Annotated in this window: 7 protein-coding genes and 1 pseudogene; all 8 read left to right on the top strand. The window is 39.4% G+C overall.

Annotated features, from left to right (window positions below):
- The first annotated feature begins 9 nt into the window (after positions 1 to 9).
- Complete coding sequence (gene kamA / locus BALCAV_RS20155) at positions 10 to 1,419, top strand: lysine 2,3-aminomutase (RefSeq protein ID WP_003323493.1); 1,410 nt, start codon at positions 10 to 12, stop codon at positions 1,417 to 1,419.
- Positions 1,412 to 1,687, top strand: coding sequence for a YokU family protein (locus BALCAV_RS20150; RefSeq protein ID WP_003323494.1), 276 nt, complete (start codon positions 1,412 to 1,414; stop codon positions 1,685 to 1,687). The genes kamA and BALCAV_RS20150 overlap by 8 nt, the downstream gene beginning before the upstream one ends.
- Positions 1,688 to 1,737: 50 nt before the next feature.
- Positions 1,738 to 3,077: pseudogene (locus BALCAV_RS20145) on the top strand (aspartate aminotransferase family protein).
- A gap of 316 nt (positions 3,078 to 3,393) precedes the next feature.
- Positions 3,394 to 4,071, top strand: coding sequence for a 3-oxoacid CoA-transferase subunit A (locus BALCAV_RS20140; protein WP_003322967.1), 678 nt, complete (start codon positions 3,394 to 3,396; stop codon positions 4,069 to 4,071).
- A complete protein-coding gene (locus tag BALCAV_RS20135) occupies positions 4,056 to 4,715 on the top strand; it encodes a 3-oxoacid CoA-transferase subunit B (protein ID WP_040324303.1) in 660 nt (219 codons plus the stop codon). The genes BALCAV_RS20140 and BALCAV_RS20135 overlap by 16 nt, the downstream gene beginning before the upstream one ends.
- A gap of 5 nt (positions 4,716 to 4,720) precedes the next feature.
- Positions 4,721 to 5,989 carry a peptidase gene (locus BALCAV_RS20130; RefSeq protein ID WP_040324302.1) on the top strand — a complete coding sequence of 423 codons (1,269 nt, stop codon included), beginning with the start codon at positions 4,721 to 4,723 and terminating at the stop codon, positions 5,987 to 5,989.
- Positions 5,990 to 6,064: 75 nt separating this feature from the next.
- On the top strand, positions 6,065 to 6,817 hold the full coding sequence (locus BALCAV_RS20125; RefSeq protein WP_004429093.1) for an exodeoxyribonuclease III: 753 nt from the start codon (positions 6,065 to 6,067) through the stop codon (positions 6,815 to 6,817).
- Between the two features lie 520 nt (positions 6,818 to 7,337).
- The coding region (locus BALCAV_RS20120; protein WP_040324301.1) for an RNA-guided endonuclease TnpB family protein at positions 7,338 to 7,880 on the top strand (543 nt) is incomplete at its 3' end.

The raw sequence follows: 7,880 nt of genomic DNA, 5'->3' as shown, positions 1-7,880 counted from the left end.
AATATGATTATGAAATCATTTGTTTATCAACCAGAAAGACATTGGAAAGAGATAGAATTATGGAAAGATGTGACTGAGGCTGAGTGGAATGATTGGCTTTGGCAATTAACTCATACAATTCGTACGCTAGATGATTTGAAAAAAGTCATTGATTTAACGCCTGAAGAAGAATCAGGGGTCAAAATCGCGACAAAAACCATCCCGCTGAATATTACTCCATACTACGCATCATTAATGAACCCAACAGATCCAACCTGTCCGATTCGTCAACAATCCGTTCCAATCGATTCAGAGCTTCATAAAACAAAATATGATTTAGAAGATCCTTTAGAGGAGGATGAAGATTCCCCTGTCCCTGGATTAACCCATCGTTATCCCGACCGTGTTTTATTTCTTGTAACTAATCAATGCTCCATGTATTGTCGCTACTGTACGCGCAGAAGGTTTTCTGGCCAAATTGGAATGGGAGTGCCGAAAAAACAGTTAGATGAAGCGATTGGCTATATTCGCGAGACACCAGCAGTACGTGACGTTTTAATTTCTGGAGGAGATGGCTTATTAATTAATGACACAATTTTAGAATATATTTTGAAAAATTTGCGTGAAATTGACCACGTAGAAATTATTCGAATTGGCACAAGAGCACCAGTCGTGTTCCCACAAAGAATCACTGATAATCTCTGTAATATTTTAAAGAAATACCACCCAGTTTGGTTAAATACTCATTTTAATACGTCGATTGAGATCACAGAGGAAGCAAAAGAAGCCTGTGAAAGATTAGTCAATGCGGGTGTTCCAGTTGGAAATCAAGCCGTTATTTTAGCGGGTATCAATGATAGCGTCCGGATTATGAAAAAACTCATGCATGACTTAGTGAAAATGAGAGTGCGACCTTATTATATTTATCAATGTGATCTGTCTGAAGGAATTGGTCATTTTCGAGCTCCGATTTCAAAAGGTTTAGAAATTATTGAAGGTTTAAGAGGGCATACTTCGGGCTATGCGGTGCCGAGTTTTGTTGTCGATAGTCCTGGTGGTGGCGGAAAAATTACCCTTCAACCGAATTATCTTCTTTCACAAAGTCCAGATAAAGTCGTCCTACGCAACTTTGAAGGGGTGATTACTTCCTATCCTGAACCAGAACATTATGTGGCTGGTCGTGCTGATGATTACTTTAATGATATTTATCCAATGACCGAACAAGAAGAGAAGAAGTCGGGAGTGCTTGAGCTTTTATCAGATCAAAAGACGAGTATGACGCCGGAGTCTTTAGAGCGAATGCAAAGAAGAGAACGCTTTGTTACGGATCCGACCCATTCGTCTCTAAAAGATAAACGAGAGCTTCGTGAGAAATTGAAAGAGAAAAAGTATCAAGCGGAGCAAAAAAAGGCTGAAAAAAAGGAGTCAAAAGATGCTTAAATGTGTCTGGTGTGAAAAGAAGGCAGCAGAAGAAATAAAGGCTCCTGTTTATTGGGAGCTTCCAAGTGGTTTACGTGCGATCGAAATTCAACAGACACCAAGTTTGCAATGCGGAGCCTGTTCGATGCTTTATCAACTTGATGAAACGGTCGAAAAAATTGAAGACCAATTATTATTAATAAATACCGATCTCGTCCCTAATCAAATTACCTTTACAGAACTAATGGAAATTCCACGATTATTAAAACGAAATTATTTTCGTTTTTAACTTTGTTGAATAAGGTGATGTACAGTTTAATGAGGGGGTGACTGAGTGTTATGAGTGAGTCCTTTTTAATTAAGCCTGATTTTGATAAAAACTATCAACAAATTACACATGGGCGGGGTGTTTTTTTATACGATCAAAACGGAAAATCTTATTTGGACGCCTCGTCTGGAGCTGTGACGACTTCATTAGGTCACGGTGTATCGACTATTCGTCGGGCGATGCTTGAACAAGCCAAAAAGGTTAGTTTTGTATATCGTTCCCAATTTACAACAGAGCCTGCTGAAAAATTAGCGACGAAGCTGAATGAAAAAATTAATCTAGATGTAGATTATTATACTTTTTTTGTCAATAGTGGTTCAGAGGCGACTGAGACGGCTTTAAAAATCGCTATACAATACTGGCAAGATCAAAAGCGTCCAAGCAAAACGTTTATTTTATCAAGATGGTTTAGTTATCATGGCATTACACTCGGGGCTCTATCGATGTCAGGACATATTAAAAGAAGAGAGAGATTTGCCCCTTTGCTTGAAAAATACCCCCAAATCGAAGCACCTTATTGTTATCGCTGTCCGTATCAAATGAGCTATCCAACCTGTCAACTCAAATGTGCTACAGAACTAGAGACGGCTATTAACCGAATCGGTGCGGAGCAAATTGCCGCTTTTATTGCAGAGCCAATCGTTGGAGCCGCCGGAGCCGCCATTACACCACCGAAAGGGTATTACGAAAAAATAAGTGAGATTTGTCAAAAGAACGATATTTTATTTATAGCCGATGAAGTGATGACCGGTGCTGGACGGACAGGAACCTTTTTAGCCTGTGAACATTGGCGAGTTCAACCTGATATTATTACATTAGGTAAAGGTCTTGCTGCTGGTTATGCTACGATAGCAGCCGCGTCCATTCACGAAAAAATATATAAAACGATTAGAAGCAATTCAAAATTGATCATGAGTGGACACACCCACAGTGCTAATCCGTTTGCCTGCGCAACTGCTTTAGCTGTATTGCAATATAATGAGGACGCAAATCTAACGGAAAAAGTGAAAAAGAAAGGAATTTATTTAAAAAAACAACTTAAATATTTAGCAGAAAGGTATAAGATGATAGGCGATATACGAGGTTTAGGGCTATTAATTGGCGTGGAGCTTGTTCAATCAAAACGAAAAAAGAAATGTTTCCACGCAAAATGAAAGTCGTAGAAAAGCTAATAGAGATAGCAGAGCATGAAGGTTTATTATTATATCCGGCAAGCGCAGGAGATGGAGTACAGGGCGATGCTTTTTTAATCGCCCCTCCTTATACGATTACGTACGCTGAAATGCATGTACTGCTTGCTAAATTGCAAAGCTCTTTTACTCGTTTAGAGGAGGAATTAAAAGAAGTCTAGCTACGTCCGTTAGAAGCTCGAGAAAAATCGGTTCGTCCTTATGAAGACAAAAAGCGTCTTCAACGACCGCCCTGTATTTTTTCTCGCTTCTGGGCAAACGGACTCCGCTTTTTAATCAATCTAGCTACGTCCGTTAGAAGCTCGAGAAAAATCGGTCGTCTTTATGAAGACAAAAAGCGTCTTCAACGACCGCCCTGTGCCCACAGGATGTGGGTACAAGGCGTTGCGGCAGGATGGCGCGAACTTAGCGTTGATCCTTGATATTCTCACTTCTGACCAAACGGACTTCGCTTTATATTAAAGGAGGCTGGAGGGGGTGGATAAAGAAACGACGCTCCATTCGATACGTTCATTTTTTAATGGGGAATTAACGATCATGTATAGTGGTTTCGGTGGCATCGGCAATCCCCCGTTATTAATAAAAGAACTGTTAGAAGTCAATTTAGAACATGTCACCTTGATTGGTAATGATGCTGCCTTTCCAACGATTGGAATTGGTCCTGTTATTGCTAATAAGAAAATAAAAAAACTAATTACCTCACATATAGGCTCGAATCCGCTAGCTGGAAAAAAGATGATTTCTGGTGAACTAGAAGTAGAATTTTGCCCACAAGGAATATTAATGGAGCGAATCCGGGCTGGTGGGGCGGGAATTCCGGCGATTTTAAGTGATATTACGTATGCGGAAGCATTAAATTTAACGAAGGAGGAAGTAAATTGGCAAGGGAAAAGCTTTTATATTGAACCAGCGTTAAAGGCTGATCTTGCCCTTATCTATGCGAAAAAAGCCGATCGTTTTGGCAACTTAATGTATGAAGCAACCGCAAGAAATACAGCACCGCTCATGGCCATGGCTGCAACGACAACAATCGTAGAAGTAGAAGAAATCGTTGAAATAGGTGAACTGAATCCTGAAGAAATTATTACGCCAGGTCTTTTTGTTGATTATTTGATTCAAAGTAAGGGGGTCGATTGGAAATTGGCTTGGGAATAAGAGATAAAGAATTGATGGCTAAAAGAGCTGAGCAAGAAATTGAAACGGGTATGGTCGTCAATCTCGGCATCGGGATTCCTTCGCTCGTTGCCAATTTTATTAAAAAAGAGAAGTTTGTTTTTTTACAGGCTGAGAACGGTCTTTTAGGGATGGGCGTCAAACCTGATCTAGGAAAAGAAGATCCGATGATTTGTAATGCAGGGGGGATCCCGGTAACCCTTATAAAGGGTGCCTCGTATTTTGATAGTGCGACTGCTTTTGCCATGATTCGTGCTGGACAAATTGATTTAGCGATTTTAGGAGCTCTTGAAGTGAGCGAACAAGGCGATTTAGCTAATTGGATTGTGCCAAAAAAAATGGTTCCTGGAATTGGTGGAGCGATTGAACTTGCTCAAAAGGCGAAAAAAGTGATTGTTTTAATGAGCCATACGAATAAGGATGGAAAAGCAAAAATCGTCCAAAACTGTACGTTACCTTTAACAGCTAAACAATGTGTTCATATGATTATAACCGAAAGAGCCGTTATTGAAGTAACAGCCCATGGCTTATTTTTAAAAGAAATTATTGAACCATTTACACTTGAGGATGTTCTATTATCAACCGAGGCGACACTTCATGTAACGAAATCCTGTTATAGGAGTTGAGAAAGATGACATCTGAAGACAAAAAAAAGGTGGAGAAATTAATAGAGCGATATAAAGATGAGTATTTTCATCACCTTTGCCAGCTCATAAACTTTGAATCGACATATGGACATGAATTAGAAGCCCAATTGTATTTAAAAAAAATACTAGAAGACTTGCAAATGGAAATTGATATTTTTGAACCAGACTTAGATAAATTGAAGGAACATTCTGCCTATTTATCCGCTCGTCAAACTTTTAATGGGAGTCCTAATTTGGTCGGGGTATGGAAGGGGACAGGTGGTGGTCGCTCGCTTTTATTAAATGGACATATTGATGTGGTCCCTGCTGGTGATTTAAAGCAATGGTCTCAGCCCCCTTTTATGGCTATCAATAACGGACACTCCATTAGTGGACGTGGAGCAACTGATATGAAAGGTGGAACGATTTCTTTATTGCTTGCTTTAAAAGTCGTTCAGGAAATGAAGGTCAAATTAAAAGGCGATGTGATCTTTCAAAGTGTCATTGATGAAGAATGTGGTGGTGCAGGGACTTTAGCCGCCATTTTACGAGGATATCAAGCAGATGCTGCAGTCATTCCTGAACCAACAAAGCTAAAAGTATTTCCATTACAGCAAGGTTCGATGTGGTTCCGCATTAAAGTAACCGGGAGAGCGGCTCATGGAGGCACGCGTTATGAAGGAGTCTCAGCAATTGACAAAGCGATTGCGGTCATCGAACAATTAAAAAAACTTGAAACATTACGAAATGAGCGTATCAATCATCCTTTGTATCAAAACATTCCGATTCCAATCCCGATTAATATCGGTAAAATGAATGGCGGTGACTGGCCGTCTTCTGTACCAGATGAGGTGATGATAGAAGGTCGGTATGGGGTATCCTTTGATGAAACAATGGAAGAAGCAAAAGAGGAATTTGAGCGAATGTTATCGTCATCGATGTTTATGGATTCATGGTTTAAAGACCATCCGGTTTCGATTGAATGGTTTGGGGCAAGGTGGATGCCGGGCAGTATTACTTTAGAAGACCCATTTTTAGAGCAATTTAAAACAAGTATTAAAAAGATTTCTGGGAAATCAGCTCGGCTAGAAGCGGCTCCATGGGGAACAGATGCGGGGCTCTTAAGTCAAGTTGGCGATATCCCAACTGTTGTTTATGGTCCAGGAACAACCGAGCTTGCCCACCATCCAGATGAAGCGATTGAACTTGAGGCGATCATCGAAGCGAGCAAAGTGTTTGTTGATCTTATTCTCACATGGTGTGAAGTGGAATAAGCTTTCTCCTTGATACTTTTGCATTATACTAGCTATAATAGTTGAATGTGAAAGAACAGATGGGAGAGAGTTTGTGTGAAATTTGTATCGTGGAATGTGAACGGAATAAGAGCTTGTGTTAAAAAAGGTTTTTTAGATTATTTTCATCAAGTAGACGCTGACTTTTTTGCGATTCAAGAAACAAAATGTCAAAAAGGTCAAATCGAATTACAGTTAGACGGGTATGAGCAATATTGGAATGACGCCGAGAGAAAAGGCTACTCAGGGACAGCTATTTTTACAAAACATACACCTTTGTCTGTGCAATATGGGATTGGTGAAGATTTAATTGATCAAGAAGGTCGTGTCATTGCGTTAGAATATTCAAAATTTTATTTAGTTACCTGCTATACTCCAAATTCAAAACGTGACTTATCACGACTTCCTTATCGTTTAAGTTGGGAAGAGCACTTTTTAGCTTATTTGAAAAACCTTGAGGAAAAAAAGCCGGTTATTTTATGTGGAGACTTAAACGTAGCTCATACAGAAATCGATTTAAAAAATGCTAAATCCAATCATGGAAATTCAGGGTTTACACAGGAAGAAAGAGGGAAGATGACAACTCTATTGTCGAGTGGCTTTACAGATAGTTTTCGTTATCTGTATCCAGAAACTACTGATAAATATAGTTGGTGGTCTTATATGAATAAAGTTCGGGAGCGCAACATTGGCTGGAGAATTGACTATTTTATCGTTTCTAACGAATTAACGAACTCTATTAAAAAAGCGGAGATCCATAACGAGATTCTTGGAAGTGACCATTGTCCAGTGTTTCTAGAGCTTAAGTAATCTAATTCGTTACATTCAGTTTAAGTATTGGAGGCTGCCCAAACATTTTCTGATGAGGGTGGCTTTTTTGTTATTTGTTAGACGTGTGATTGATTCTCTATTTGGAAACTCTCAAAAATGTAAGGTTTTTCGTAAGTTTAAAAAAGTTCATTTTTTTATATAAGGGGAGGAGGATTTTATCGTTTTATGACGTATATATAATTAAGCTTTTAATAGAAAGGAGGTAAGTGAAGTCGCCCGCCTATTTGCATCGCATAAGATTGAATCCACCAATACATTTGCTCCTAAATTTTTTTCCTCCAGGTACACCACTTTTTTTACACATACTGGTACAAAGACCCTCATCCAAGTTAACCTACTCAAAACTACTTTATCATTTCCCGACAGAAGACTCCCTCTTCAATCGTGTGAAGGGAGAAGCCCAACGATAAGGGGGAGATGAATGGCGGTTGGCGGTAGCCAAAGAGATTCTTGTTAGGGTATAATAAGAACATACATTCCTATTGGTGGGGTGAAAACAATGCTCATCAACAAAGCGTACAAATTTCGTCTCTATCCAAGCAAAGAACAGGAAATCTTCATTGCTAAAACCATCGGCTGTTCTCGTTTTGTCTTTAATCGCTTTTTAGGGCAATGGAACGATACCTACCAAGAAACAGGCAAAGGATTAACTTACAATGCTTGTTCGGCTGAATTAACCCAACTAAAAAAGGAATTCGTATGGCTAAAAGAAGTGGATAGCATTGCCCTTCAATCCTCCCTGAAAAACCTTGCTGATTCCTATACTCGATTCTTCAAGAAACAAAATAAAGCGCCACGCTTCAAATCAAAAAAGAATCAGGTACAATCCTACACCACGAAAGAAACAAATAGCAACATTGCCATAGTAGACAACAAAATCAAATTGCCGAAACTAGGGTATGTTCGCTTGGCCAAAAGTCGTAAGGTTGAAGGACGTATTCTGAGCGCTACAGTCAGACGAAATCCAAGCGGAAAGTTCTTTGTATCCATTGTAGTCAAAACAGACGTACAGCCCTTGAAGAAAACGGAATCATCTATTGGT

Origin of the sequence: Alkalihalobacillus alcalophilus ATCC 27647 = CGMCC 1.3604 (assembly GCF_000292245.2) — a bacterium.
GTDB classification, from domain to species: domain Bacteria; phylum Bacillota; class Bacilli; order Bacillales; family Bacillaceae_D; genus Alkalihalobacillus; species Alkalihalobacillus alcalophilus.
This window is presented reverse-complemented; position numbering and strand designations above follow the sequence as displayed.